Origin of the sequence: Inquilinus sp. YAF38, assembly GCF_052113205.1 — a bacterium.
Lineage (GTDB): Bacteria > Pseudomonadota > Alphaproteobacteria > DSM-16000 > Inquilinaceae > Inquilinus.
The window spans coordinates 1-25128 of sequence record NZ_JBFRCU010000099.1 but is presented as its reverse complement, the minus strand read 5'-3'; the positions used below and the strand labels follow the sequence as shown (position 1 = coordinate 25128).

Annotated in this window: 24 protein-coding genes; 6 read left to right on the top strand and 18 right to left on the bottom strand. The window is 64.5% G+C overall.

The window, feature by feature from the left end; genetic code table 11:
• On the bottom strand, positions 1-447 hold a 447-nt coding region (locus tag AB4Z01_RS30665), incomplete at its 3' end, for a hypothetical protein (RefSeq protein WP_441700055.1).
• 223 nt (positions 448-670) lie between these two features.
• Here AB4Z01_RS30665 and AB4Z01_RS30660 point away from each other — a divergent pair.
• Together AB4Z01_RS30660 and AB4Z01_RS30655 are read left to right on the top strand one after the other, a co-directional pair.
• Entirely contained in the window at positions 671-1108 is a 438-nt protein-coding gene (locus AB4Z01_RS30660; protein ID WP_441700053.1) for a hypothetical protein, read from the top strand.
• A 144-nt stretch (positions 1109-1252) separates the two neighbouring features.
• Positions 1253-1537 carry a hypothetical protein gene (locus AB4Z01_RS30655; protein ID WP_441700051.1) on the top strand — a complete coding sequence of 95 codons (285 nt, stop codon included), beginning with the start codon at positions 1253-1255 and terminating at the stop codon, positions 1535-1537.
• Between the two features lie 760 nt (positions 1538-2297).
• Here the strand turns inward: AB4Z01_RS30655 and AB4Z01_RS30650 are convergent.
• The 4 genes from AB4Z01_RS30650 to AB4Z01_RS30635 form a co-directional block, all read right to left on the bottom strand.
• Positions 2298-2660, bottom strand: coding sequence for a response regulator (locus tag AB4Z01_RS30650; RefSeq protein WP_441700050.1), 363 nt, complete (start codon positions 2658-2660; stop codon positions 2298-2300).
• 937 nt (positions 2661-3597) lie between these two features.
• Entirely contained in the window at positions 3598-5484 is a 1887-nt protein-coding gene (locus tag AB4Z01_RS30645) for an adenylate/guanylate cyclase domain-containing protein (protein ID WP_441700048.1), read from the bottom strand.
• Between the two features lie 218 nt (positions 5485-5702).
• Positions 5703-6023 carry a potassium channel family protein gene (locus AB4Z01_RS30640; RefSeq protein WP_441700046.1) on the bottom strand — a complete coding sequence of 107 codons (321 nt, stop codon included), beginning with the start codon at positions 6021-6023 and terminating at the stop codon, positions 5703-5705.
• 20 nt (positions 6024-6043) lie between these two features.
• Entirely contained in the window at positions 6044-6607 is a 564-nt protein-coding gene (locus AB4Z01_RS30635; protein ID WP_441700045.1) for an ion transporter, read from the bottom strand.
• Between the two features lie 254 nt (positions 6608-6861).
• Between AB4Z01_RS30635 and AB4Z01_RS30630 the strand changes: the two genes are divergently transcribed.
• The 3 genes from AB4Z01_RS30630 (at position 6862) to AB4Z01_RS30620 (ending at position 9313) form a co-directional block, all read left to right on the top strand.
• Positions 6862-7209 (top strand): hypothetical protein, encoded by a 348-nt coding sequence (locus AB4Z01_RS30630; RefSeq protein ID WP_441700043.1) that lies wholly within the window; start codon positions 6862-6864, stop codon positions 7207-7209.
• A 459-nt stretch (positions 7210-7668) separates the two neighbouring features.
• Entirely contained in the window at positions 7669-7872 is a 204-nt protein-coding gene (locus AB4Z01_RS30625) for a hypothetical protein (RefSeq protein WP_441700041.1), read from the top strand.
• A gap of 388 nt (positions 7873-8260) precedes the next feature.
• Entirely contained in the window at positions 8261-9313 is a 1053-nt protein-coding gene (locus AB4Z01_RS30620; RefSeq protein ID WP_441700039.1) for a hypothetical protein, read from the top strand.
• A 242-nt stretch (positions 9314-9555) separates the two neighbouring features.
• On the opposite strand, the gene AB4Z01_RS30615 is transcribed toward AB4Z01_RS30620, so the two are convergent.
• The 12 genes from AB4Z01_RS30615 to mtnK all read right to left on the bottom strand — a co-directional run bounded on the left by AB4Z01_RS30615 (position 9556) and on the right by mtnK (position 24345).
• The gene (locus AB4Z01_RS30615; protein WP_441700037.1) at positions 9556-10539 is read right to left on the bottom strand and encodes a hypothetical protein; all 984 of its coding nucleotides are present in this window, start codon (positions 10537-10539) and stop codon (positions 9556-9558) included.
• Between the two features lie 686 nt (positions 10540-11225).
• Positions 11226-11387, bottom strand: coding sequence for an oligopeptide/dipeptide ABC transporter ATP-binding protein (locus AB4Z01_RS30610; protein ID WP_441700035.1), 162 nt, complete (start codon positions 11385-11387; stop codon positions 11226-11228).
• Positions 11388-11736: 349 nt separating this feature from the next.
• Positions 11737-12495 carry a 3-oxoacyl-ACP reductase family protein gene (locus tag AB4Z01_RS30605; RefSeq protein ID WP_441700033.1) on the bottom strand — a complete coding sequence of 253 codons (759 nt, stop codon included), beginning with the start codon at positions 12493-12495 and terminating at the stop codon, positions 11737-11739.
• A gap of 200 nt (positions 12496-12695) precedes the next feature.
• Positions 12696-13664 carry a peptide ABC transporter ATP-binding protein gene (locus tag AB4Z01_RS30600; RefSeq protein WP_441700032.1) on the bottom strand — a complete coding sequence of 323 codons (969 nt, stop codon included), beginning with the start codon at positions 13662-13664 and terminating at the stop codon, positions 12696-12698.
• Positions 13661-14632, bottom strand: coding sequence for an ABC transporter ATP-binding protein (locus tag AB4Z01_RS30595; protein ID WP_441700030.1), 972 nt, complete (start codon positions 14630-14632; stop codon positions 13661-13663). Before AB4Z01_RS30595 ends, AB4Z01_RS30600 begins: the two co-directional genes overlap by 4 nt.
• 1 nt (position 14633) lies before the next feature.
• Positions 14634-15545: an ABC transporter permease subunit gene (locus AB4Z01_RS30590; protein ID WP_441700028.1), complete on the bottom strand. Its 912-nt coding sequence runs from the start codon at positions 15543-15545 to the stop codon at positions 14634-14636.
• A gap of 4 nt (positions 15546-15549) precedes the next feature.
• Positions 15550-16560, bottom strand: a complete 1011-nt coding sequence (locus AB4Z01_RS30585) for an ABC transporter permease subunit (RefSeq protein WP_441700027.1) — start codon at positions 16558-16560, stop codon at positions 15550-15552.
• Positions 16561-16650: 90 nt separating this feature from the next.
• A complete protein-coding gene (locus AB4Z01_RS30580) occupies positions 16651-18249 on the bottom strand; it encodes an ABC transporter substrate-binding protein (protein ID WP_441700025.1) in 1599 nt (532 codons plus the stop codon).
• A gap of 277 nt (positions 18250-18526) precedes the next feature.
• The gene (locus AB4Z01_RS30575; RefSeq protein ID WP_441700023.1) at positions 18527-20125 is read right to left on the bottom strand and encodes an ABC transporter substrate-binding protein; all 1599 of its coding nucleotides are present in this window, start codon (positions 20123-20125) and stop codon (positions 18527-18529) included.
• A 38-nt stretch (positions 20126-20163) separates the two neighbouring features.
• Positions 20164-21759 (bottom strand): ABC transporter substrate-binding protein, encoded by a 1596-nt coding sequence (locus AB4Z01_RS30570; RefSeq protein WP_441700021.1) that lies wholly within the window; start codon positions 21757-21759, stop codon positions 20164-20166.
• A gap of 198 nt (positions 21760-21957) precedes the next feature.
• Complete coding sequence (gene mtnA, locus AB4Z01_RS30565; protein WP_441700020.1) at positions 21958-23055, bottom strand: S-methyl-5-thioribose-1-phosphate isomerase; 1098 nt, start codon at positions 23053-23055, stop codon at positions 21958-21960.
• Positions 23056-23058: 3 nt separating this feature from the next.
• Positions 23059-24345, bottom strand: a complete 1287-nt coding sequence (mtnK, locus tag AB4Z01_RS30560; protein ID WP_441700019.1) for an S-methyl-5-thioribose kinase — start codon at positions 24343-24345, stop codon at positions 23059-23061.
• 111 nt (positions 24346-24456) lie between these two features.
• Between mtnK and AB4Z01_RS30555 the strand changes: the two genes are divergently transcribed.
• Positions 24457-24843 carry a RidA family protein gene (locus AB4Z01_RS30555; protein ID WP_441700017.1) on the top strand — a complete coding sequence of 129 codons (387 nt, stop codon included), beginning with the start codon at positions 24457-24459 and terminating at the stop codon, positions 24841-24843.
• 64 nt (positions 24844-24907) lie between these two features.
• Here the strand turns inward: AB4Z01_RS30555 and AB4Z01_RS30550 are convergent.
• A partial coding sequence (locus AB4Z01_RS30550; RefSeq protein ID WP_441700015.1) for an IS66 family transposase occupies positions 24908-25128 on the bottom strand: 221 nt, incomplete at its 5' end.

The window sequence follows — 25128 nt, the reverse complement described above, 5'->3', positions numbered from 1 at the left end:
GGGCAGGGCCGGCAGCGGCGGCCCGGCCGCCGCCCACGGCGCCGGCGTCTCGGGCGGTTCCGGCGGGTCCTGCGGCGCCGGCACCAGGCCCGTCGCGCTCAGCCCCTGGTCGCGGCAGAATGCCACGAACGCGGCGTCCATCGCCGGCAGGTGGTCGGCGTCATGCCGCGCGGCGCGGCGGCGCAGGCGGCGGGCCCTGCCGATGTCGCCCAGCCGGCGCACCACCTCCGGCGGCGGAGGCTGCCCTTCGGCCCGCAGCAGCGCCACATACCAGAAGCAGCGGGCCACGACCTGCGGCCGCTGCAGCATCTCGCAGCCGACCTGGGCCGCGCTGCGCGGTGAGAACCCGGCCTCCCGCGCCGCGCGGGCGGCATTGGCGTGATGCGCGAAGCACCAGGCGAAATTGTCCCAGCGCAGCGGCAGCCCTTCCGTCACATCAGCGTTCATCCCGACCTCGCATGAAAAAGCCCGCCGCGGCGGGGCCGGGCGGGCGCAACTCTTCGACTGTGCCTGGATTATGCGGTTCGGTGCGGCATCGCGTCAAGAACAAAGAAAGAACATTGACGGATCTTGCGCTCGCCGCGACAGTGCGAGCGGCACCGGCACCCCGGTGTCGCGGATGGCCGTCATCGGGTAGCTTGGGCACCGGGCGGCGGCAGGGAAGGCGGCGATGGCGACGGATGCGGATCTGCGGGAGAAGCTTCGGAAGATCGAGGCGCTGCATGCCGGCGCCGGCACCGAGGGCGAGCGGCTGGCGGCGGAGGCGGCGCTGGAGCGGATCCGGGCGCGGCTGCGGCAGCAGCAGGCCCGGGATCCGGCGGCGGAGACGAAGGTCTCGCTGCCCGACCAATGGTCGCGGCATCTGTTCGTGGCGCTGTGCCGGCGCTACGGGCTGCAGCCGTTCCGCTACCCGCGGCAGCGGCGGACGACGGTGATGGTGCGGGCGCCGCGAGGCTTCTTCGACCAGATCCTGTGGCCGGAGTTCCGGGAGCTGAACGTCGAGCTGAGGCGCTATCTGCAGGCGGTGACGCTGAAGGTGATCCGCGACGAGGTCCATGCCGACACGGCCGAAGCGCCCGAGGTGGCCGAGCCGTGGCCGGCGAGGTGATCCGCAGATCTGTCGCAAATCCGGTGTGCTGCCGTATCGCGGTGCCCCATTCCGCCCTTGGCCGCTCGGGACGGAGGCGGTAGGATCAAAGTCAGCATCGACATTGTGATTGTCTATTTCATTTTGATTGCGGAGGAGTGTTCGATGTCTGTCTTCATGGTGACATGGAATTTGAATAAGGAAGGGGAAAATTACAATAAATCGAGGGGCGAATTTATCAAGCAATTGGAAAATTACGACCACATGAAAGACAAGGATTTAAATTCCGTATATTTCATATCGACGACAAGCGCTGCTGACGAAATCGGCAATTTTCTGAGAGAGAAGCTGGACGGCAATGACTGTCTGGTGGTCGCCAGGATGAGCCGCGGCGGATATCAGGGCTGGTTGAGCAAGGCTGTCTGGGATTGGATCGGCGCCAGACTCTAGCATTGTGGATGATGGTGCCCGGATGCCTGCCGATATGGCAGGAGGTGGCGCGGCTTGAGCATGCGCAGTCGCGGATTGTCGCCGAGGATGCCTCCCGGTCTCGGCGGCGGGCATGTGAACAGATTGCCTCTCCCGCAAGCGAGACCTTTTCAGAACGCCACCGTTTTGGCTGGCCTATCCTTTTATCCTCCCCCTCCCCTTGCGGGAGGGGGGCAGGGGGAGGGGTTTGGCGCCGATGGGATCGATGTTGAGCGTCTCCACCGGCCCCGCAGAAATCCTGACCGACTTCACGCCGGCTCCTGTCATCGACACCCCCTCCCCCTACCCCCTCCCGCGGGCTAGGGCATTCACATATCTGCAGATTGGCAGGACAGGCTTCTAGTACGAGAGCAGATTGCCTCTCCCGCTTGCGGGAGAGGTCGGGCTCGCGAAGCGAGACCGGGTGAGGGCCGTCTCGGCCTTGCCGAGAGAGCGGCTTTGCCGCAAGAGAACGGACGATCGCTCCCGATGCTGAAGCCTTGGTTCCCGGGATTGCGGCCGCTGGCCCTCACCCGGAGGCGCAAGCGCCTCCGACCTCTCCCGCAAGCGGGAGAGGCAATCGGAGTGCACCCGAGAGATGTGTGAATGTCCTAGCTCCCGCGGGGGGAGGGGGAGAATGGAAAGCATACGTCGGTTCAGGTGATCGAATTCTAAAAGGTCTCGCAAGTGGGAGAAGCAATCAGCCAGCGGGGCAAGCACGGGCCCCGGCGCCGGAGAGATCTCATCGGGTCAGGCTGGCCGCCAGCGCCTGGAGGTCGGCCGTGCTGAACGGCTTCGACAGCACGGGCCGCACGATGAAGCGATAGTCGATCTGGTCCTTCGGATGGGAGGATACGAACGCGAAGGGGATGCCTCGCTCCGCCAGCACCTCCGCCACCGGATAGACGTCCTCGCCGCCCGCCAGCTGGATGTCCAGCAGCGCCGCATCGAACGCCTCGGACCTCGCGGCGGCAAGCGCGTCCGCCAGGCTCGACACCGGGCCGACGATCCGGAATCCGGCCGCGCCCAGCGCGTCCGCCACCAGCACCGAGATCAGAAACTCGTCTTCGACCACGAGGATCGTCGGTCTGTCGTCGGATCCCACGTCCCACTCCCCCGTCAACGATGGCTCTTCCATCAACAGCCGGAGGCCAGGGAAGTGCGGACCCGATCGTGTCTTTTGTGTCTTTCGGCGCAACCCGGCCCGGACCATGGTGAGGGGAGATCCGGGCCGGGCCTGAGCGCTGGGTTTGAGAACGGGCGCTCGATGACAGAGAACTGCTATCGTAGGGTGTAGACCAGGGGTGGCTTCACCCCTTTTTGGACCAAGCCGGTGCGCCGGCAGCCGCTTCCGTCGCGACTGCCGCCTCTTCCGCTGCCGCGGGGCGCGGCGCCGCAGCGTGTGATCGTCGGCGGCGGACTCATCGGGTTGCCAGACGGGCCGACCAAAGCCCGGGTGCGAAACGGCGAACCGGGCCCGGTGCGTGCCGCAATGCGCCATTGACCTCGGCCGGTTCCGGCGCATGTCATTGCCATGAAACCCCTCATCCGCCTGGCGCTCTTCGCCGGCGCGGTCCTGGCCTTCGCACCGATGGCCAGCGCGCAATGCGTCGTGGACCCGAAGGCCGTCGATGCCGACGGCGCTCCCTGTGTCAACGGGCCGGCCGGCGGGTCTCCACCGCTGGTCCGCGGCCAGCGGCCGGTCGTTCAGGATATAAAGCCTCCCCAGAAGGTGACTCCCGTCAGGCCGCTCCCGGCCCCCAGGCCGGCCAAGCCGGGCAACCTCCTCAACCCCCCGAGCCTCGCGCCGCCCTCCGCGCTGAAGCCGTGAGCCAAAAACCGACGCACAGGATTTGAACTCGGGTTCCACGTGAGAGAGACGTGTTCCGGAAACGGCGCTGTCAGCGCAACTCAACTCGGCTTGACCCAAATGGCCTATGGCGCGACTGCTGTCATGTTCGACCTCGCACGGAAAGCCCGCCGCGGCGGGGCCGGGCAGGCACAATTGTCCAACTGCGCCTACGAACGCAAAGAACCGTCACCTAGCCCGGCGGGACTGCAATGGCGGCGGATGGAGCCGATTCCGGCAGGCCCGCCTTGCGGAGAGCTTCGATTTCGCGCTCTAGAACCTCCTGATCGCGATTGGAATGCAGATCTCGCATCATCGCCAACGAGGCGTCAGGAATGGCGGCGAGGATCTGCTTCACAGTGTCCTGAGCTTCCTCGATCCTGCCCAACTGCGCGTAGCTCGCGGCCATGAACACTAGCGAATAGCTCGGCATTGGTTCCGGCGCCCGCTTCGCGGCCTCGATGGATTTCTCGTAGTCCTTGACGGCGAAATACGCCCAGCTGAGGAAGGCAAAGCCGTACATCGCCTCGGGGTCCTGCGCCGTGATGTCCTTGAGCGCTGCGATCGCGATTTCCGGTTTGCCGGCCTGAACTGGAATATTCCCTTCGCCGATGATCGGCGACAAATCGTTCGGCATCAGGAGACGGACGAGGTCGAGCTCGTCCATCGCCTTGTCGAAATCCTTTTTGTAGACGGCCAGCAAGTCCGCCATCAGCCAGTGGCCAAGTCCTTTCCCGATAGGCGGGAGATTGCCCGCAAGGCCCTCCTGCGCATAACGGAACGCTGTTTCCAGATCCTTCGGATCGGTACTCCAGCCGCCGATATAGAGCTGGTCGTATCCCCAGCCCAGCTTGATTTTCAGCAGTGCGGAATCCGGATATCTGGCAAGCCCCTCGGCCCATGCTTGAATGGCGCGTCGGTTATCCTCCTTTGTAAAGCGCTCGTAGTAATAATGTCCGCGAAGGTAGTAGTCATATTCTCCGAGGCTGCTGCTGTCTTTTCCCCAGGTCTCCTCATATTCTTTCTTGCGGATCAATCCTTCTTCACCCGAGACCGTATTGAGAATCCTGGTCGTCACCTCATCCTGGAGCATCAGCGGGTCGCTGCCCTCGCGGTCGTATCGCTCCGCCCAGACATGCTCGCCCGTCGTGGTATCGATCAACTGCGCAACAATCCGAACTTTATCGCCGCTCTTCCGGACGCTGCCTTCGACGATGTAGCGAACACCCAATTCCTTGCCGATTTGCCTGGCATCAGCGGACTTGTCTTTGTAGACGTCGGTCGAAGTCCTCGCGGCGACGCGGATGTAGGGTGAGCGGGACAGGCCGACGATGAGGTCCTCCGTCGTGCCATCGGCAAAATACTGCAGCGACGGATCTCCACTCATATTCGCGAGCGGCAAGACAGCGATCGTCGCCGGGCCGGTGGGTGGCTTGGTCCGCGGATAGAGATACCAGGCTCCAGCGCCGGCGAGGACCGCAATCAGGAAACATAGAACCAGGGCGCGGAAGGCCTTCCGTCTGCCGTGCACCACCGCCGAGGCGATCCAAGGCCGTCTGGCGGACCCGTCCATGACGACCCGATAGACCTGGATCGGCTCCACGATGTTTTTGACACGCTGCTCCCCCATCGGCTCGAAGCGGAAGGCAAGCTTCTTCTCGACCTCCCTGGCGACCTTCCCCGAAACAAACACTCCGCCGGGTTCCGCGATCTGCTCCAGCCGGGCCGCGATGTTCACACCCTCGCCGTAGCGGTCGTCCCCTTCGACGATCACCTCGCCGAGATTGATCCCAATTCGCACCTTGATGCGCTGGCCGTCCGCTACCGCGGCGTTGCGTTCCGCCATGCCGCGTTGGAGCGCCACCGCGCATTCGACAGCGTCCACCACGCTGCCGAACTCTGCCAGCAGCCCGTCGCCCATAAGCTTGAAGATGCGCCCGTGGTGCTTTTCGATCTCAGGCTCGAAGAGCTCCTTGCGATGGCTCCGTAGCCGCTCAAAGGTTCCGGCCTCGTCCTGTTCCATGAGGCGGGAATAGCTGACGACATCCGCAGCGAGGATCGCGCTGAGTTTCCGCTCCATTGAGCAGGCCTCTAAAGCTTTCGCATGTCCGATCAATCAGAATACTACGACAATTCTGGGTGATGTCCAATGTCCGTGAAATCCAGAACAGAAAACAACGTATGTCAGCAGCCGTGTCATACTTGTATGGGCATCCGAAAGTGGTAGTCCGGTCTGTTTTTACATCAATAGCCCCGGTGCGCCGGACGATCTGGGCTAGGTCAGTCGCGGGATGGTGCCTAGGGTGCCTCCCGGTCCTCGGCGGCCGCGGCGGCGGCTTCCTTGGCCCTGATCGCGCTCAGCGCCGATGCGACCAGCCCGGTCGGTATGGCGATGATACCCAGCGCCACGAACAGCATCAGCACGGTGAAGATCCTGCCGATCGGGGTCACCGGATACACGTCGCCATAGCCGACCGTGGTCAGCGTCACGGCGGCCCACCACATCGCGTCGAACACCGAGGCGAAGGCCTCGGAGACCGTTTGGAAATGCGCTGGCGTGAGTCGGCTGGCGGTGGTTTCGAGAACCGGCGCGCAGCGGACGTTTGAGTCCGTGAGCACCGGAAGCGGAGAAACTGCCGTCAGACGGCCGCGCCAGTAGCATTACCAGACGGTCTCGCGGGCTGGGCGTCGTGCTCGAACTGGTCGATGACGAGCGCGCAGACATAAAGGACGATCACTGCCGCCACGCCGAAGACGACGATCTCCTCCTTTACCGCGCGCCAGGCGGAGATGAGGCGGTCGATGGCGCTGTTGTAGCGGGCCAGCTTCAGCAGCCGGACCAGGCGCAGCAGCCGCAGCGCCCGGACGGCGCGCAGGTCGATGCCGATGCCGGCGAAGACGAGGCCGAGATAGAACGGGGCGATCGCCAGCAGGTCGACGATGCCGAAGAAGCTGCGCGCATAGGCGCCCGGGGCAGGGGCGGTGGCGAGGCGCAGGGCGTATTCGACCGTGAACACCGCGACGACGACGATCTCCGAGGCGGCCAGCACCGTCCCGGCCCAGCCCGGCAGGCCGGGCAGGGTCTCGATCCCCATCGACAGGGCGGAATAGAGGATCAGCGCGTGCAGGCCCAGCTCGACCCGATGCCCCAGCCCGGGATGCCGGCCGTCGAGCGCGGTTGCCACCTGCTTCCTCCAGTCCATGATCGCCCTCCCGGTGGTCCCCCGTGCCTGGGCGGCCTCCCGGCCGCCGGCCCAATACGGATGCGCCGCGACGGCGGCACCGTCACAGCAATTTAACGCAGCTCCTGGTGGCCCCCGCCTAGTATGTCGATGGAGCATGGGCCCGGATCTCCAGGATCCCGTTTCCCGCTTGGTCGCTCAAGACGGCACAGCTATCATCAAGCCATTGTCAGGTTCCGGAATTGTTGTGCAATCTCGAATATGGAGGGTGTCCGATGTCTGTATTCATGGTCACGTGGAACTTGAACAAAGAGAACAAGGAAATCAAAGAAACCAAGGAAATCAAAGACGGTAAAGACAAACAAAAAAATGAAGATAGTGGCGGTTACAACAAGGCAAGAGCCGATTTTATCAAGCATCTGGAAAGTTTTGAACACGTAAAGGACGGAGATCTGGATTCGGTCTATTTTGTATCGTCGACGGACGGGGCCGATGTGGTTGCCGATTTTCTGAGAAAGAAGTTGGATGCCAATGATTGCCTGCTGGTCTCCAGGATGCGTCGGGGAGAGCATCAAGGCTGGTTGAGCGGAGCCGTCTGGAGCTGGGTCAACGCCAGGATCTAGAGAGCGGACTGAATCGGGGTCGGGTCACGTCGGGGCCTGACCGGATGAGCATCTTTGCCGAGCCTCTCCCGCAAGCGGGAGAGGCCAGGTGACAGGGCACAAATTTCAATGATGCGCGCCGGGGTGGACTGCCCCCTGACGTGAGACCGAATAATTAGGGACAGGTCGGGTTGATGGATCCCCATGTGGCAGGGCGAGTCCCGGCCGTATGGGCGGAGTAGAGGATGAGGCGTGGAGGCCCAGCTCGACCCGATACCCAGCCCGGGATGCCGCCCGTCGAGGGCGGTTGCCACCTGCTTCCTCCAGTCCATGATCGCCTCCGAGTGCCCCGGAACTGCGCCGTCACCGCAATTGTCCAGCCTGACGGAGTATACAAGCGCCCAGTCATCCAACACAGTGGCTCTGTGCCATCACAACTGAGGTAATGCAGTCGTGGCATACTGGGTAAAGCGAATACTCTTGAAGTCCGGCGAGATCGTTAAAGAAGACGAACTCACGAGAGCCATCAGCAGTTATGAAGGAAGGCCGCCGGTGGTCGGTGATGAAATCGGTGTCAGGATCCGGGGCAAGGAGATGAAGGTGCGCGTTATCTGGGGAAATTGGCCGGGGCGCATCGCAGAGGACGACGACACCTTGGTGCCGATCCGGGCAGAGGAGCTATAGGCGATACGGCAACACTGGAGCCTGCCCTATTCTTCTCCCTCTTCCCTTGCGGGAGGGGGAGGGTAGAGGGGGCTGCGCGCGTCCGCGCGCCAATGCGCAAAGCACAGAGGTGCAGCAGCGCCTGCACCAGCCGGCCCGTGAACCTGCGGCCCGAAATATCCCCCCGTCATGGCGAGCCCCGAAGGGGCGTGGCCATCCAGGCGACATCGGCCTCGGGGATCGCCACGGCGCTGCGTGTGACGGGATGACGGTGCGCCGTCACCGCAGTTCGTATAGGTCGCGAACCGAAGCGAGTGTATATTGGCAGGCACATTCTGCGGCAGCCCGGTAAAGCATTTTCTGGGCCGCCAGACATTTTGTTTATGCTGCATATGCAGAGGTTATAGTCATGGCCATTGAATGGGGGAAGATTTGGCGGGTTGCAAGGTCAAAGGGACTGACTGCCGCGGCCTATCTACTCGGAACCACCGTCGCGCTCGGTATCGCGAATCAACTCAGCGAGGGGTGGGTGGCGAAAGCCGCTCGATTCGTAGAATACAAGATCGATCCTCCCTACGTCCTGGCTAGCGTTTCGGAGCCATTGGAAATCACTAAGGACGGAATATGGTTGCGAAACACAGGATCCGATGCGGACTTCTATAAGGCGGAGTATCGCGAGGAGAACAAAAGGATATTCAATATCAAAGCATTTCCGGGGTCATACTTGATCGCCTTTCGTCGTAATTGGAATGGCAATCAAGAACAGGCGCAAAAGATCCTGCGATTTGAGAAGAGCGGCGAGGAGGTGGGGTTCAGTCTCGTGTCGACGGATTGGGTTGGCTTGAAGGATCTGGCCGAAGCAGGGGACGAAGGTGGCGCGTCCATTCCTACCCCTCTGGAACCGTCGCCTGCGGCGCCCCCTTCGCCGGGGGCCCTGTCAAGGACGCGATGGACCGCAACGCCGTCCGACTTCGCGACGCTCGCATTCATAGGCGATCGGGCAGCCCGCTCGATCCTGGCGATCGCGTTGGCGGAGGTCGGTACTTCCGAACGCGGCAGGCCGGATGAGCGCATGCGGATCATCGAGTACTGGAGCGCTATCCCGAGCGTGCATGCGCCAACAATCGAATTGCCATGGGCGAGCGTGTTTATCAACTGGGTCGTCGCGAAAGCCGACGTGTCGTCGCCACAATCGCCTCGAAGTGAGGCGTGGCGCCAATGGGGGACGGAGGTGAGTTTCTCGGATGCACGGCCGGGAATGATTGCAATCTACCAGCGTCGCGGCGGCGGAACTCAGCCTCAGAGATATATGGTCGGGATTATACTTCGCAAGCGGGACGGCTGTACCGACGTCATTGCCGGGAACGTCGTCGATCGCGTGGTCATCACCTGTGTGAGCGGCGTCCCGCTCGACGTCCGCTGGCCCGTCGCGCAACGGCCGGCTATGTCACCGGCCGAATGACGGCAGCGTCGACCTCAGCCGTATCGCCTCCTGCGTGCCGGGTCGAGCCGATCGGCAGGTTGCTTGTCAGCCACGACTTCCTGGATCGGCTCGACATCTGGAGCACGGTGATAGTACAAAATTATTGTGAGAGACGTCCAAAGATACGAAAAAGCCATAGTCCGAACCGAGTAGCCGCGCCCACGCTCCCGCCAAGCAAGGGCGGAAACCAAAGTGCACTGTCGCCGCAATTCCACCCAAAATTACGTCTTGGTATTGGGTAAATGCTTGCCGATATGACCGATAACTATCTTCTCTCGCTTCTGGTCAAAAATAAAATGAACAGAAGCGCATGAGTTTGGGTCTCCCGAACCTATGGTAATATGCGGTTCAAATGGCTTCTTCGTGCCCTGATATTCGAATTTATAGTACTCAATATACTTGTTGCGAGTTGTGTCGGAGACGTGCATGCTGCTGCGTTTACCCCATCCGCGATCACGTAGATGCTGAAGAAGGTCGCCGCCGGCACCTTTGTCGGATCGTTGCTTTTTCCATGCGTCAACGATATCATTTAAGTCGGCTAGGGCCTCGTAGATATCGAATGGTCTATTGAACGGTGAAGTTTTGGCAGATTCTATTGCCGAAGGTAATATTTCGATATTCGGGTGTCGTTTTACGGCGGTTTGGACAGCCTCTAGGACCGACGAAAATGAGAGTATCTCGTCGTCGGGTATATCTCCTGGTTCGTCTGGCGGCAGAAAATTCGATATAAGGATTTTCTGATTGGCTCTAAGGTTCGCATTTTCGGCTTCGAGTTCTAAAATCTGATCTCGGGCTTCATCGAGTCGTGTCAGATCGCGCTCATAGTCTCCCCAAAAGTCGTCTCCAGCGGCCTTTTTTTCATTGATCTGCCTCTGCCGATCAGCGATTTCAACCGCTCGAATTACCTCAGAGATTCGCTGATCTGGAACGAACCGGAAAGCCGCGACGGCGAAAATCGTTCGTTCAATGATCCGAGAAGCTAAAGCAGGCCCCGCCTGCTCAATCCGTGAGGCCAAAAATAGTCTATGACCGCGTGGATCGGCCTCCTTTGAGAATCCAGGCCAGTAGATACGGGCGCCACCGTTGAAGCAGGAAAGCTGTCTACCGACTTCGTCGACGAAGTCCCATGTAACCTCGGGATCTTCGATGCGCACTACCACTGCGACCCCTGCGAGATTTCGAGCCAGCTGGTCGGCGTCGATCAAATTTGGCTCGCCGCGCGCGTATGGTGATAGAAGTACAATAGGCAACCGGCGTAGATTGCTTGAAAGAAGGGTTAGAAGATAGCTAAGTTCGTCTTGTCGTAAATTGTATGGTGCTGCTTCAATACGCATGTCGCCGACGTATGTCGGCGACCTCGCACAGATATCTCGTACAACTCGGGGCGATCCTAGGAGAAGTCTTGCGGGGGCGACGCTGTATTCGACAGAATCGATAAAAATAAGGTGTTCAATACTGCATCGATCTTCAAATTGTCCTATGCGAATATCGTTGGACCAAAGGAGTCCGCTGTCTCGGTCGTCTGGGAAACGCCAGCGCACCCGAGTTGCTCTGCCTGTGTCCGACGAATATATCGCAGTCGATAATGCATGGTTGGTAGGAAGGTCATTAATTTCTTGAGTCTTCGTAAGAACGATCTGGAAATTCGTTATGCTATGTCGATGCTTATAGTGATATGTTAACCAATTCTGATATGATGTATAGACTGCGTCTAAGTTGTCTTTCCCCGGTATCTCAAATCGGCAGGCGTAGATAAGTTGCGCCATTTGCTTTCTCCTTTTGGAAAATGTCAATCCAAATTGCGTGACAATGCATCTTTAGCGATAGTCTCCGCCTTGGTAGAGGCAGGGCTCTCGTGCGTAATGCGGTATCCTGCCGCTTAGTCCCCTCCCTACCCCACGATCTCCGCATGATGGCACGCCACCTCTCTCCCATCCACCGCCCTCAGCTCCGGCCTCTCCGCTTGGCACACATCCGTCGCATACGGGCACCTGCGGTGAAACGCACACCCCAGCGGCGGGTTCAGGGGCGAGGGCAGTTCGCCCTTCAGCACCACCCGCTCGGCCCGCTTGGTCGGGTCGACGAAGGGGGCGAGGCCAGCAGCGCCTTGGTGGTGGGGCGGCGTGGATGGCGGAAGATTGCTTGCCTGGTGCCGTGCTCCACCGGCCGGCCCGGATCATCGCCACCAGGTCGTCGGCAATGTGCTCCACCACCGACAGGCCATGGCTGATGAACAGATAGGCCAGGCTGAACTCCTCCTGCAGCTCCATCAGCAGGGTCAGCACCTGGATCGATCCGCCACCGGACATCGCGTCCCGTGCCTTGGTGGCGATGCCCAACGGGCGGAGTCCAGCAGGCCGGGATCGATCGACGCACCTGGCAGGCCGAGCGGAAACCGCCTGTCAGGCGGAGGTGCCGCCGTCGATCTTCAGGCTGGCGCCGGTGACATAGGCCGCTTCCGGACCGGCCAGATAGGCGACCAGCCCGGCGACCTCGTCGCAGGTGCCGTAGCGGTGCACGGCGATCATCTGGAGCACCTTGTCGGAGGCGAGATCGTCGCCCCGGCCCTGGCGGAGGAGGCGCAGCGCCTCCGTGTCGACCCGGCCGGGCTGGACATTGTTGACCGTGATGCCGCGCGGGCCGAGGTCCCGCGCCAGGCCGTGCGTCAGGCCGGCGACCGCCGCCTTGGTCATGGCGTAGACCGAGCCGCCGGCGATCGGCATGAACTCGCTGCTGATGCTGCCGATGTTGATCACCCGGCCGCCTTCGCCCATATGGCGCACGGCTTCCTGCGTGGCGACGAACAGCCCCTTGATGTTGACCGCGATCATCCGGTCCAGGTCTTCGAGCGAATAGTCGGCGATGGACCCGAAGCGGACGGTCGCGGCGTTGTTGACCAGCACGTCCAGCCGCCCGAACCGCTTCATCGTCGTGGCGACGGCGGCCTTCACGGCGTCGACATCGCCGCTGTCGGCCTGGATGGCCATGGCCCGGCCCCGATCAACCTCGATGGCGGCGACGACCGCGTCCGCGCTGTCCGCGGATTCCGCATAGGTGATGGCGACGGCGGCTCCCTCCAGCGCCAGCCGCCTGGCGACGGCGGCGCCGATGCCTCGCGACCCGCCGGTCACCAGGGCCACCTTGTCCTTCAGCCTCTCCATGGGCCGGGCTCCTTGTCTGCTCCGAGACGACAGAGTCGGGCCCCCCGCGTTACAGCGCGGTTTCGTGGATCGACGACACCGCTACATCGGTAGCCCCCGGCCGGGCTGCGGCGCCAGGCCGCGCCGGCTCACGCCGTCCGCGCGGCCACCGGGCCGCCGATGCATCGGTGGCGGCCGGCCGCGTCGCCGGCCTTCGCCTGCTACCCCACCATCTCCGCATGATGGCAAGCCACGTCCCGCCCATCCACCGGCCGCAGCTCCGGCCGGTCCACGCTGCACACATCCGTGGCATACGGGCACCGCCGGTGGAACGCACAGCCCGGCGGCGGGTTCAAGGGCGAGGGCAGCTCGCCCTTCAGCACCACCCGCTCGGCCCGCTTGGTCGGGTCGACGAAGGGGGTCGAGGCCAGCAGCGCCTTGGTGTAGGGGTGGCGCGGATGGCGGAAGATCGCCTCCTTGGTGCCGTGCTCCACCGGCCGGCCCAGATACATCACCACCAGATCGTCGGCGATGTGCTCCACCACCGACAGGCCGTGGCTGATGAACAGATAGGCCAGGCCGAACTCCTCCTGCAGATCCATCAGCAGGTTCAGCACCTGGGCCTGGATCGAGACGTCCAGCGCCGAGACCGGCTCGTCCGCCACCACCACCTTCGGCCGCAGCATCAGCGCCCGGGCGATGGCGATGCGCTGGCGCTGCCCGCCCGAGAACATGTGCGGATAGCGGTCGTAATGCTCGGGCCGCAGGCCGACCTTCGACAGCATCGCCTCGGCCGCCTGCCGCCGCTCGGCCGACTTCATGTCGGTGTTGATCTTCAGCGGCTCCTCCAGGATCGCGCCGACCTTCTTGCGCGGGTTCAGCGAGCCGTAGGGGTCCTGGAACACGATCTGCACCGCGCCGCGCAGGCGCCGGCGCTGCTCCCGGTCGGCGGTCGCCACCGGGATGCCGTCGATGGTCAGCTCGCCCTCGCTCGGCGGCTCGATCATGGTCACGACGCGGGCGAGGGTCGACTTGCCGCAGCCGCTCTCGCCGACCACGGCCAGGGTCTTGCCGGCCTCCAGCGTGAACGACATCTCGGACAGGGCGCGCAGCGTCTTGGCGGCCTTGAAGGGCGAGGTCTTGACCTCGTAGAAGCGGCTCAGCTGCCGCGCTTCGACGACGGCCGTCACGCCCGGATCTCCTGCAGGGGGTTGAAGCAGCGCGTGCGCCCGTCGAGGTCGGGCGACAGGTCCGGGTGCTGGGCCCGGCAGCGGTCCAGCACGTTGCGGCAGCGCGGGTTGAACAGGCAGCCGGACGGCCGGTCATACGGGCCGGGCACGACGCCAGGGATGGTCGGCAGCCGGCGGTGGCCGGCGCTGCGCTCCGGCAGCGCCTCCAGCAGGGCGCCGGTATAGGGGTGGCGCGGCCGGCCGAACAGGCCGCCGACCATGCGCTCCTCCACCAGCTCGCCGGCATACATCACATTGACCCGCTGGGCGGTCTCGGCCACCACGCCCATGTCGTGGGTGATCAGGACGAGGGCCATGCCCTGGTCGCGCTGCAGGTCGGCCAGCAGCTGCAGGATCTGGGCCTGGATGGTCACGTCCAGCGCCGTGGTCGGCTCGTCGGCGATCAAGAGCTTCGGCCGGCAGGCGATCGCCATGGCGATCATCACCCGCTGGTTCATGCCGCCCGACAGCTGGTGCGGGAAGGCGTCGATCCGCGTCTCCGGCGCCGGGATGCCGACCTGGGCCAGCAGCTGGATGGTGCGGTCGCGGCGGGCGCGGCGGCTGCCGCCCTCATGCACCTGCAGCGTCTCCATGATCTGGAAGCCGACGGTGAAGCAGGGGTTCAGGCTGGTCATCGGCTCCTGGAAGATCATCGCCATGTCCTTGCCGATGATCTTGCGGCGCTGGCGCGCCGACATCTTCAGGAGGTCGTGGCCGCCGAAGCTGAGATGGTCGGCGGTGACCTTGCCGGGGAAGGCCACCAGCCCCATCAGCGCCAGCATGGTGACCGACTTGCCGGAGCCGGATTCGCCGACGATGCCCAGGATCTCGCCGGGGTCGATGGTGAGGTCGAGGCCGGAGACGGCGCGGAACGATCCCTTGCCGGCCGGGAACTCGACCGTCAGGTTGCGGATGTCGAGCAGGGGCATGTCAGCGCTTCAGTCTCGGGTCCAGGGCGTCGCGCAGGCCGTCGCCCAGCAGGTTGAAGGCCAGCACCGTGATCAGGATGGCCAGGCCGGGGAAGGTCACCACCCACCAGGCGCGCTGCAGGAACTGCAGCGACGAGGCCAGCATGGTGCCCCATTCCGGCGTCGGCGGCTGGGCGCCGAGGCCGAGGAAGCCGAGCGCCGCGGCGTCCAGGATGGCCGAGGAGAAGCCGAGCGTCGCCTGCACGATCAGCGGCGCCATGCAGTTCGGCAGGATGGTGGCGAACATCAGCCGCAGGGTGCCGGCGCCGGCGACGCGCGAGGCGGTGACATAGGGCCTTCGGATCTGGCTCAAGACCGCGGCGCGCATCAGCCGGGAATAGTGCGGCAGGGTGACGATCGACACCGCGATCATGGCGTTGACCAGGCCGGGCCCGAGGATGGCGACGACGACGATCGCCAGCAGCAGGCTGGGCAGCGCCAGCATGATGTCCAGCAGCCGCATGATCGCCGTATCGACCAACCCACCGAAGAAGCCGGCGGCCAGCCCCAGCAGCACGCCCACGGCCAGCGACAGCGTCACCACGATCAGGCCGATCATCATGGAGAGCCTGGCCCCGTGGATCAGGCGCGAGAGGATGTCGCGGCCGATGTCGTCGGTGCCCAGCGGGTAGGCCAGCGTGCCGCCATCCTGCCAGAACGGCGGCACCAGGAAGGCGGCGCGGTCCTGGTCGATCGGCGAATGCGGCGCGACCACGTCGGCGAAGATCGCGACCAGCGCGATCAGCACGATCACGATCAGCCCGGCCAGGGCGCCCTTGTTGGCGCTGAAGGAGCGCCAGAATTCCACGAACGGGCCGGGCGGCTTGACGGGCAGGGCCGGGGCCCGGGTCTCTTGCAGGCTGGGTGCGGTCATCGGCTTACTTCACATGCCGGATGCGGGGGTCGAGCAGGCCATAGGCCAGGTCGACCAGGAGGTTGACGACGATCACCAGGGTGGCCACCAGCAGCACGCCGCCCTGAAGGGCAGGGTAGTCACGGCGGTTGATCGCCTCGACCAGCCAGCTGCCGACGCCGGGCCAGGCGAACACCCTCTCGGTCAGGATCGCGCCGCCCAGCAGCGTGCCGACCTGCAGGCCGATCACGGTGACCACCGGGATCAGCGCGTTGCGCAGCGCGTGCAGCCCGATCACCCGCTTGACGCCGAGGCCCTTGGCCCGGGCGGTGCGGATGTAGTCCTCGCTCAGCACTTCCAGCATGGCCGACCGGGTCATGCGCGCGATCACCGCCAGCGGGATGGTGCCGAGCACGATGGTCGGCAGGATCAGGGCGCGCAGGGCCGAAATGAAGGCGCCCTTCTCGTCCGACATCAGGCTGTCGATCAGCATGAAGCCGGTGTGCGGCTCGACGAACACCATCGCCGAGATCCGGCCGGAGACCGGAGTCCAGCCGAGCCCGACCGAGAAGATCAGGATCAGCAGCAGGCCCCACCAGAAGATCGGCATGGAATAGCCGGTCAGGCTGGCGCCCATGATGCCGTGGTCGATGGGGGAGGATCGGTTGGTGGCGGCCAGGATGCCGGCCGGCAGGCCCAGCACCACGGCGAAGATCATGGCGCAGATCCCGAGCTCCAGCGTCGCCGGGAACAGGTTGAAGAACTCGCTCAGGACCGGGCGCTGCGTCCGTGTCGACTTGCCGAGGTCGCCCTGCAGCACCTCGCCGATATAGGAAACGAACTGCACCGACACCGGCCGGTCCAGGCCCATCTCGTGCATCAGCTGGGCATGGCGCTCGGGCGTGACGCCGCGTTCGCCGGCCCGCACCTGGACGGGATCGCCGGGCACCGCCCGGATCAGGAAGAAGCTGAGGGCGGTGATCCCCAGGAAGGTGATCATCGCCATGGCGACGCGGGTCAGGATGAAGCGGAACATGATGCCATCGGATAACGGATGCCGGGCCGGAAAAGACGCGGGCGGAGGAGCATCCCCCTGCTCCCCCGCCCGGCTCCCCCTTACCTCGCTTTATTCGGTGATGTCGACGCCGCTGAAGTCGTGGCGGCCGAACGGGCTGACCTTGTAGCCCGTGACCTCCTTGCGGGTCGGCTCGAACACCACCGAATGCGCGATCGGCAGCCACGGCGCCTGGTCGTGGAAGATCACCTGCGCCTGCTCATACAGCTTGGTGCGCTCGGCCTGGTCGGAGATCGACTTGGCCTTCTGGATCAGCGCCTCGAAATCCTTGTTGCACCACTTTGAAATATTCGAGCCGCCCTCACGCGCTCCATCGCAACCCAGCAGGTTGTTCAGGAAGTTGTCGGGGTCGCCGTTATCGCCGGTCCAGCCCAGCTGTGCCATCTGGTGCTCGCCGGCCTGGGCCCGCTTCCGGTATTCGCCCCACTCGTAGCTGACGATCTTGGTCTTGATCCCCAGCTTCTCGAGATCGGACTGCATCAACTCGGCGATGCGCTGGGCGTTCGGGTTGTACGGGCGCTGCACCGGCATCGCCCACAGGTCGGTCTCGAAGCCGTTCGGATAGCCGGCCTCGGCCAGCAGCTTCTTCGCCGCCTCGGGGTCGTACTTATACTCCTGGATGCTGTCGTTGTAGGACCAGATGGTCGGCGGGATCGGGTTCTTCGCCGCCTGGCCCGCGCCCTGGTAAACGGCGTCGAGGATCGCCTGCTTGTTCACCGCCATGTTGACGGCCTGGCGCACGCGCACGTCGTCGAACGGCTTCTTGGTGACGTTGAAGGCCAGGTAGCCGGTGTTCAGGCCCGGCTGGGTCAGCACGTTCAGCGCCGGGTCCTTCTGCATCGCCGGCACGTCGGCCGGGTTCGGATACGGCATGACGTGGCACTCGCCGGCCTTCAGCTTGGCGTAGCGCACTGCCGCGTCCGGGGTGATGGCGAAGACCAGGTTGTCGATCTTCTCCTTGCCGCTCCAGGCCCCCTCGAAGGCCTTGTAGCGGATCAGCGCGTCCGGCTGGTACTGCACGAACTGGAAGGATCCGGTGCCGATCGGCACCTGGTCGACCTGCTCCGGCGTGCCGGCCTTCATCATCGCATCGGCATATTCGGCCGACAGGATCGACGAGAACTCCATGGCCAGGTCGGCCAGGAACGGCGCCTCCGGCCGGGTCAGGGTGACCTTCACCGTGTGGTCGTCGACCTTGTCGATCGACTTCAGCAGCTTGTCGAAGCCCATGTCGTTGAAATAGTCATACGACCCGCCCGACACCTTGTGGTACGGGCTGTCGTCCTTCCACATCCGGTTGAAGGTGAACAGCACGTCGTCGGCGTTGAACTCGCGGGTCGGCGTGAACTTGTCGTTCGAATGCCACTTCACCCCCTTGCGGAGGTGGAAGGTGTACACCGTGCCGTCGTCCGAAATGTCCCAGGACTCGGCCAGGCCGGGCTCGGTCTTGGTGCTGCCCTTGGTGAATTCGACCAGATGGTCGTAGATCGGGCCGGACGCGTCGAAGCTGGTGCCGGTGGTGTTAATCTGCGGATTGAAATTCTCCGGGCTGCCCTCGGAGCAATAGACCAATGTCTTGGCCTCGGCGGACACCGCCGCCCCCGCGACGAGGACAAGCGCCATCGCCGTGGCGGACAGGAAACGCGACATGAAACTCTCCCCCAATGGTGGTCCTTCGGCCGGGCTTGCCGCATAGCTGTATTGCCCAAACCGTGGGTTGTACGGGATTACCGCAGGGGGCGGGGGTGATGTCAACTGGCCGGTTACGCCGGGAGGATAAGAATCGTTTCACGCGATACGGCGGGATTTCCGTGCAAAAACCGTGGTTTCCGGCGGCGGGCCGACGGTTCGAAGACCCGTCGGCCGGAAAACGGACGGCCAGGAAAGTCGCGGAGGACTTTCCTGGCCGTTTGTTGCTCGGCTCGGATTACTCGGCGATGTCGACGCCGCGGAAATCGTGCAGCCCGACCGGGATGATCTTGTAGCCGGTGACTTCCTTACGGATCGGCTCATAGACCACCGAATGGGCGATCGGCAGCCAAGGCGCTTGGTCGTGGAAGATCACCTGGGCCTGCTCGTACAGCTTGGTACGCTCGGCTTGGTCGGCCGTAGCCTTGGCGGTTTGAATGAGCTTCTCGAAATCCTGATCGCACCATTTCGAGATGTTCGACCCGCCTTCCCGCGCCGCATCGCAGCCCAGCAGGTTGGCGAAGAAGTTGTCCGGGTCGCCATTGTCGCCCGACCAGCCCATCTGCGCCATCTGGTGCTCGCCGGCCTGGGTGCGCTTGCGGTATTCACCCCATTCGAACGACACGATCTTGGTCTTGATCCCGACCTTGGCCAGGTCCTCCTGCATCAGCTCGGCGATGCGCTGGGCGTTCGGGTTGTACGGGCGCTGCACCGGCATCGCCCACAGGTCGCTCTCGAAGCCATTCGACAGGCCGGCATCGGCCAGCAGCTTCTTCGCCGCCTCGGGGTCGTATTTGTAGTCCTGGATGCTGTCGTTGTAGGACCAGATCGTCGGCGGGATCGGGTTCTTCGCCGCCTGGCCGGTGCCCTGGTACACCGCCTCCAGGATCGCCTGCTTGTTCACCGCCATGTTGACGGCCTGGCGCACGCGGACGTCGTCGAACGGCTTCTTGGTGACGTTGAAGGCCAGGTAACCGGTGTTCAGGCCCGGCTGGCTCAGCACGTTGAGGTTCGGGTCCTTCTCCATCGCCGGCAGGTCGGCCGGGTTCGGATACGGCATGACGTGGCATTCGCCGGCCTGCAGCTTGGCGTAGCGCACCGCAGCGTCCGGCGTGATGGCGAAGACCAGGTTGTCGATCTTCTCGCGGCCGCTCCAGGCCTGGGTGAAGGCCTTGTAACGGATCAGCGCGTCCGGCTGGTACTGCACGAACTGGAACGGCCCGGTGCCGATCGGCACCTGGTCGACCTGCTCCGGAGTCCCCGCCTTCATCATCGCGTCGGCATATTCGGCCGACAGGATCGACGCGAAGTTCATCGCCATGTTGGCGATGAACGGCGCCTCGGGCTTGTTCAGCGTGAACTTCACCGTGTTGTCGTCGACCTTGTCGATCGCCTTCAGCAGCGTCGGCATGCCCATGTCGCCGAAATAGTCGTACGAGCCGCCGGACACCTTGTGGTACGGGCTGTCGTCCTTCCACATCCGGTTGAATGAGAACAGCACGTCGTCGGCGTTGAAGTCGCGCGTCGGCGTGAAGGTCTCGCTGGAGTGGAACTTGACGCCCTTGCGCAGGTGGAAGGTGTAGACCATGCCGTCATCCGACACGTCCCAGGATTCGGCCAGCGCCGGCACCACCTTGGTGGTGCCCTTCTCGAAGGCGACCAGCCCGTCATAGACCGGCAGCGCCGCGTCGAAGCTGGTGCCGGTGGTGTTGATCTGCGGGTTGAAGTTCTCCGGGCTGCCCTCGGAGCAATAAACCAGCGTCTTGGCCTCGGCCGACGCCGCCATCCCCGCGGCGAGGACAAGCGCCATCGCCGTGGCGGACAGGAAGCGGGACATGGGGTTCTCTCCCTAGATGGGTTCGGTTGCGGGGGAGACTACTCCTGGATATCGACGCCGCGGAAGTCGTGAATGCGCACCGGGGTGATGACATAGTTCAGCACCTCCTTGCGGATCGCCTGGTACTCGACCGAATGGGCGATCGGCAGCCACGGCACCTGGTCGTGGAAGATCACCTGGGCCTGCTCATACAGCTTGGTGCGCTCGGCCTGGTCGGCGGTGACCTTGGCTTTCTGGATGAGATTCTCGAAGTCCTTGTCGCACCACTTCGCGATATTTCCGCCCCCTTCGCGCGCCGCATCGCAGCCCAGCAGATTGGCGAAGAAATTGTCCGGGTCGCCATTGTCGCCGCCCCAGCCCAGCTGCGCCATCTGGTGCTCGCCGGCCTGCGCCCGCTTGCGGTACTCGCCCCATTCATACGACACGATCTGGGCCTTGATCCCGACCTTGAGCAGGTCCTCCTGCATCAGCTCGGCGATGCGCCGGGCGTTCGGGTTGTAGGGGCGCTGCACCGGCATGGCCCAGAGGTCGGTGTCGAAGCCATTCGCCAGGCCGGCCTCGGCCAGCAGCTTCTTCGCGGCCTCGGGGTCGTAGGGATAGTCCTGGATGCTGTCATTGTAGGACCAGATGGTCGGCGGGATCGGGTTCTTCGCCGCCTGGCCGGTGCCGCGATAGACGGCGTCCAGGATCGCCTGCTTGTTCACCGCCATGTTGATGGCGCGGCGCACCCGCACGTCGTCGAACGGCTTCTTCAGGACGTTGAAGGCCAGATAGCCGGTGTTCAGGCCGGGCTGGCCGATCACCGTCACCGCCGGGTCCTGCTGCATCGCCGCCAGGTCGGCCGGGTTCGGCGACGGGATCACCTGGCACTCATTGGCCTTCAGCTTGGCGTAGCGGACCGAGGCGTCGGGGGTGATGGCGAAGACCAGGTTGTCGATCTTCTCCCTGCCGCTCCAGGCCTGGTCGAAGGCCTTGTAGCGGATGATCGCGTCCGGCAGGTACTGCACGAAGTGGAACGGCCCGGTGCCGATCGGGATCTGGTCGACATCCTCCGGCGTGCCGGCCTTCATCATCGCATCGGCATATTCCGCCGACAGGATCTGGGCGAAGTTCATCGCCATGTCGGCGATGAAGGGGGCTTCCGGCTTGGTCAGGGTGAAGCGGACGGTGGTGTCGTCGACCTTGTCGACCGCCTTCAGCAGCGTCGGCATGCCCATGTCGCCGAAGTAGTCGTACGACCCGCCGGAGACCTTGTGATACGGGCTGTCGTCCTTCCACATCCGGTTGAACGAGAACAGCACGTCGTCGGCGTTGAAGTCGCGCGTCGGGGTGAACTTCTCGTTCGAATGCCACTTCACGCCGCGCCGCAGATGGAAGGTGTAGACCGTGCCGTCGTCGGACACGTCCCAGGATTCGGCCAAGGCCGGCACCACCTTGGTGCCGCCGCGCTCGAACGCCACCAGCCCGTCATAGACCGGCACCGAGGCGTCGAGGCTGGTGCCGGTGGTGTTGATCTGCGGGTTGAAGTTCTCCGGGCTGCCTTCGGAGCAATAGACCAGCGTCTTGTCCTCGGCCGACGCCGCCCCGGCCGCCAGCACCAGCGCCAGCGCGGTGGCGCTCAGGAAACGTGACATGAAGCTCTCCATGCTTTTGGTTGGTTGTTGCACCGACATTGATCAGATCACCGCGTTGCCTCTCCCGCCTGGCGGGAGAGGTCGGGCGTCCGCAGGACGACCGGGTGAGGGCTGGCCCGGGCCTCGACAAAGAGCCCTCACCCGGAGCCGCTTCGCGTCTCCGACCTCTCCCGTAAACGGGAGAGGCAACGAGCACTCTCAAGCCGCCCGGTCAGGATACAGCCCGGCCAGGCCTTCGCGGCTGGCGGGGCAGACGCCGCGCTCGGTGATCAGGCCGGTGACGTAGCGTGCCGGGGTGACGTCGAAGGCCCAGTTCGCGGCGGCGCTGCCCTCCGGCAGGATGCCGACCGTCTCCAGCCGGCCATCCGCGGTGCGGCCGGTGATGTCGCTCAGCTCGCGCGCATCGCGCTGCTCGATCTCGATCTGGCGGATGCCGTCGGTCAGGGTCCAGTCGATCGTGGTGTAGGGCAGGGCGACATAGAACGGCACGCCGTTGTCATGCGCCGCCAGCGCCTTCAGATAGGTGCCGATCTTGTTGCAGACATCGCCGGTCGCGGTGGTGCGGTCGGTGCCGACGATGCACAGGTCGACCATGCCGTGCTGCATCAGATGGCCGCCGACATTGTCGGCGATCACCGTGTGCGGGACACCGTGGCGGCCGAGCTCGAAGGCGGTGATGCTGGCGCCCTGGTTGCGCGGCCGGGTCTCGTCGACCCAGACATGGACGGGCAGGCCGCTGTCATGCGCCAGGTAGATCGGCGCCAGGGCGGTGCCCCAGTCGACCGTGGCCAGCCAGCCGGCATTGCAATGGGTCAGCACATTGAGGCGCTCGGGCCGGCCCTTGCGCTCCCAGATCTCGCGGAACACGGCCAGGCCGTGCTCGCCGATGGCGCGGCAGGTGGCGACGTCGTCGTCGCAGATCTCGGCGGCGCGGCGATAGGCGGCCGCCGCCCGCTCCGCCGGCTTCAGGGCCGCCACCCGGCCGCGCACATCGTCCAGCGCCCAGCGCAGGTTGACCGCGGTCGGGCGGGTGGCCAGGAGGCGATCATAGGCACCGGCCAGCCCGGCGTCGGACGGGTCGGCCCGCAGCGCCAGCGCCAGGCCGTAGGCGCCGGTGGCGCCGATCAGCGGAGCTCCGCGCACCTGCATGCTGCGGATGGCGTGGGCCGCCTGGTCCTCGCTCTCCAGCACCACCGTCTCGAAGCCGTGCGGCAGCTTGGTCTGGTCGATGATGACGACGCCCCAGCCATCCTCGGCCGGCCAGATGGTGCGGTACGGGGTTCCGTCGATCTTCATGGCTCAGCCCTCACGGAAGACGGTTTCGGCCGCGTGGCGCAGATCGGCCGGGCCGGTGAAGCGGTCGCGTTCGACCAGGAAGGCGCGGGCCAGGCGCAGCGCCTTGGTCTCGCAGGCGGCGCGCCGGTCCGGGTCGGCGATGGTCTCGAGGTCGGCGACATGGGCCAGCCCCAGGATGCGGCGGACCATCTTGGCGCCGGCGAAGCCGACCGTGTCGCGGAACAGCCGGGCCATGGTGGCCTTGCGGTACGCGTCCAGCGCCAGGGCGCCGTCGCCATCGGCGAACAGGCCGCGGTCGAAGGCGTCGCCGGTGCCCTCGGCCCGCCACAGCTCCAGGAAGCGCTTCTGGAACCCGGTCCAGATCGCCTCGGCCTGGACCAGCAGCCAGCTGCGATAGTCGGCCCGGTCATCCTCCGCCGTCGCGTGTCCCGCCTGCGCAAAATACGCCAGGAAGAAATTGGCCAGCAGGGCGCCGACATCGAAGCCCATCGGGCCATAGAAGGCGAATTCCGGGTCGATGGCGCGGCTGTCGGTCTCCGTCACCATGATAGACCCGGTGTGCAGGTCGCCATGCAGCAGCGCCTCGGCCCGGGTCAGGAAGGCCCATTTCAGCTCCTGCACCGCCACCTTGGTGGCGGCGTCGGCCCGGAACTCGGCGGCAATGCCGTCCAGCTGCGGCGTGGTCCAGCGGTTCAGCTTCGCGATGCGGTAGGGGTCAGTGAAGACCAGGTCTTCGGTGATTTTGCACAGCGCCGTGTTGCCGCAGAACGGCGCCATCTTGGCCTTCTTCTCCGCCGCGGGTGCGTGCAGGTCCGAGGTCTTGAACAGCGTCTGGGCCAGGAACTCCGCCATATGCCCGGCCAGCAGCGGATAGCGGGTGCCGGCGATCAGCCCCTTGCGCAGGATGATGTGCGGCGTCAGCCACTCCATCACGATCAGCGCCATGGCCGGGTCGAAATGGAAAAGCTTCGGCAGCAGGTGCGGCACGTGGCTCGCCTGCTCGGACAGCGCATGCCATTCGTACCAGGCGCGGTCCAGCGGCAGCGGCCAGCTGTCGCCGACCAGCCGGACATAGGGCAGGGCCTGCTTGACCACGATGCCGCCGGCGGTGCCGCGGACGATGAACACCAGGTTCAGATTGCCGTCGCCGACCTCGGTGACCTGCCAGCCGGCCGGGTCGCCGCCCAGCCGGTCGCGGATCGCCGGCAGCGTGGCGAGATAGGGCCGGATCGAGGCCTCGTCCAGCGGCCGATAGTCCGGCCCGCCGGTCAGCCGGCTCTCCTCACTCATGCTTCAGCCTCCGCCGTCTTCCTGTATTCTCCAGGCGGGCGGAGTGTCGGAAGCCGGCTCCCCTGCTGTCAAGCCATGGCCGCTCCGGGCCCAAGCGAAAAGGGGGGACTCATGCAGACCATTCCGCGCAATCCGACCGACGGCATCTATCCGGCGACGCCCGACTACATCCATGCGCTGGAGGTGCGGCAGCCGGACCGGATCCTCTATGTCGCCGGCACCATGGGGTTGGATGCGCAGGGCGTGCCCGGTGCGACGCTGGACGCGCAGCTGGCGCTGATCTGGTCGAACATCCGCACCATCCTGGCCAGCGCCAACATGACCATGCGCAACATCGTCCGGATCACCAGCTATCTGTGCGACCCGGCCTATGCCGAGGCCAATCAGGCCGCCCGCATCGCCGCGCTCGATGGCCATGTCGTGCCGACCACGGCCCTGGTGGCACAGACCCTGTCGCCGGACTGGCTGGTCGAGATCGAGGTGATCGCCGCCGCGTGAGAGCGTGGGTTATGAAAGAACCGTCATTGCGAGCGTAGCGGTAACTGCCCAGGTGCAGGCGTGATTAGGCGGAGTTGAGGTTATGGATGAGTTGTGTTGGGCAGGATGACAGTGTTTCGAGCAGGTTCCATCCGCGCTTTCGAGCGGTGCCGATGAGGGTGCGGAGCGTGGCGAAGTTGTCTGCGCCTTGAGATGTGCGGAACCCGCCGGAGATTTTCTGTCGGAGTTTCATCATCCGGGCATCGCGCTCGGCTTCGTTGTTGGTGAACGGCACCGCCGGGTTGT